The sequence below is a fragment of the Acidovorax delafieldii 2AN genome (genome assembly GCF_000175235.1).
GTDB lineage: Bacteria > Pseudomonadota > Gammaproteobacteria > Burkholderiales > Burkholderiaceae_C > Acidovorax > Acidovorax delafieldii_B.
Genome location: NZ_ACQT01000587.1, coordinates 1 through 796, shown reverse-complemented (window position 1 = coordinate 796; position 796 = coordinate 1). Strand labels below are relative to the sequence as shown.

Annotated in this window: 2 protein-coding genes; both read right to left on the bottom strand. The window is 65.5% G+C overall.

Annotation, left to right across the window (positions count from 1 at the left end; genetic code table 11):
* The coding region (locus tag ACDELDRAFT_RS23220) for a zinc ribbon domain-containing protein (protein ID WP_005801786.1) at window positions 1–121 on the bottom strand (121 nt) is incomplete at its 3' end.
* Between the two features lie 44 nt (window positions 122–165).
* Window positions 166–796, bottom strand: a 631-nt coding sequence (locus ACDELDRAFT_RS23215; protein ID WP_005801784.1) for an acetamidase/formamidase family protein, incomplete at its 5' end; no start/stop codon positions are given.

The following is a 796-nucleotide window of genomic DNA, read 5'->3' as shown; positions in this document are numbered from 1 at the left end:
CGAACACCCGCGCCGCCGCCGCCCCGCAGTCCGGGCACGCGCAGGGTTCATTGCGCAGTGCGATGCTGCGCAATGCATCGAAGTTGCCGCAATCCGGGCAGGCGTAGTCGTAGGTGGGCATGGCAGGGCAGCACGTGGGTTGAAGGGAGGGCGGCAGCGCGGTGGTTATTTGTCTTGCGAGATCGGCATGTCCACACTGCCGTCGAGCACCTTGACGGGGCCGGCAGCGCTGGGGTTGATGTCGAAGTCGAAAATCTCCGTCGGCAGCCACAGCGTGGCGCAGGCGTTGGGCACGTCCACCACGCCGCTGATGTGCCCCTGCACGGGTGCGGTGCCCAGCAGCGAATAGGCCTGCGCACCGCTGTAGCCGAACTTCTTGAGGTACTCGATGGCATTCAGGCAGGCCTGGCGGTAGGCGATGGTCACGTCCAGGTAATGCTGCTTGCCCTTCTCGTCCACCGAGACGCCCTCGAAGATCAGGTAGTCCTTGTAGTTGGGCGTGATGGGGCTGGGCTTGAAGATGGGGTTCTTGATGCCGTACTTGGCCATGCCGCCCTTGATGAGGCTGACCTTCATGTGCACCCATCCGGCCATCTCGATGGCGCCGCAGAAGGTGATCTCGCCGTCGCCCTGGCTGAAGTGAAGGTCGCCCACGGAAAGGCCACCGCCTTCCACATACACCGGGAAGTACACCTTGGAGCCGCGCGAAAGATCCTTGATGTCGCAGTTGCCGCCGTGCTCGCGCGGGGGCACGGTGCGCGCGCCCTCGGCCGCCGCCTTCGCGCGGGCATCGCCC